The organism is Streptococcus sp. HMSC066F10, from assembly GCF_001813805.1.
Classification (GTDB): domain Bacteria; phylum Bacillota; class Bacilli; order Lactobacillales; family Streptococcaceae; genus Streptococcus; species Streptococcus vaginalis.
This window is the reverse complement of the sequence record NZ_KV813949.1, coordinates 1-984: the sequence shown is the minus strand read 5'-3', so window position 1 is coordinate 984 and position 984 is coordinate 1. Positions and strand designations below refer to the sequence as shown.

2 protein-coding genes are annotated in these 984 nt (G+C 27.1%); both read right to left on the bottom strand.

Annotation, left to right across the window (positions count from 1 at the left end):
• Positions 1–295: 295 nt before the first annotated feature.
• Positions 296–469 carry a hypothetical protein gene (locus HMPREF2933_RS10040; RefSeq protein WP_019035175.1) on the bottom strand — a complete coding sequence of 58 codons (174 nt, stop codon included), beginning with the start codon at positions 467–469 and terminating at the stop codon, positions 296–298.
• Between the two features lie 73 nt (positions 470–542).
• Positions 543–984 (bottom strand): nickase (locus HMPREF2933_RS10210; RefSeq protein ID WP_070672288.1); only part of this gene is annotated, 442 nt, incomplete at its 5' end.

Below are 984 nucleotides of genomic sequence, written 5' to 3'. Positions count from 1 at the left end.
TATATATAAAAAATCTCCTTATTATATCCAAATATTCTTAATATTTTATTAATTGATTCTAATAAGTCACTATTTTTAGAATCTTGATGTAGTAAAATTCCTATTGTCCCCATAGTTTCCATTATTTTATCCTCAAATTCTTTTTCTAAAGCAATGCAAAATATCATGGCTAACTTGATAGCTGGGTTAAATTAATCGATTTCAGTTGAGCTAATTGTATTTAATTAACCCCCACTTCATCAGCTAACTATTGTTGTGAATAACCTTTTTCTTCTCTTATTTTGCTTTTCCACCTTTAGTAGTTTATGTGTGTTCTTTTGTCTGATAGATAGTTTTTCATGTTGGAATATATTATCTGTATTTCTTCGTTGTTCATTGCTTTTATTTCTTCTGTGCTTTTATATGTTTTGTATGTTCCATCTTGATCTGCTTTTATGAGTTCATCTATTAGCTCTTGCCTTTTATTCATCTCTATTACCTCCTAGATCTGCCTTTAGTTGTTTGGTCATATTATAACTTGGATAAGATATTTTTACCAGGTCTTATCTTTCTTGATCCATTTTCTTGTTTTTCATCATTTCTCTGTATTCATTATCTTTAATAACTTGGTCTTGGAATTTTTTAATCTGTGCTATTACACTTGGTTTTTCACCTTGTTTTATAAGCTTATCTATTTCTATGGATAAATCTATACCAAGTTCTTTGTTTACAAAATCTACTGAATATTTTATATGATTAATTTCCTGGTATTCATCTTTTATCTTATCTTTTTCTTTATTTATTTCTTCAAGATTTGCCATTAAAAGACTTTTTTCTTCATTCCATTTTTTAGGACTTAGTTTTTCCTTATCTGATAGGAGTTTTTTTAATTTCCCACTTACTACTTTATATTGGTCTATGTCTTTCTTATTTTCGTTATAGAATGCGTCTTTTGTGAATATATTTTTCTTTTGATATTCTTCATAAACTCCTTTTTTGGCTTTG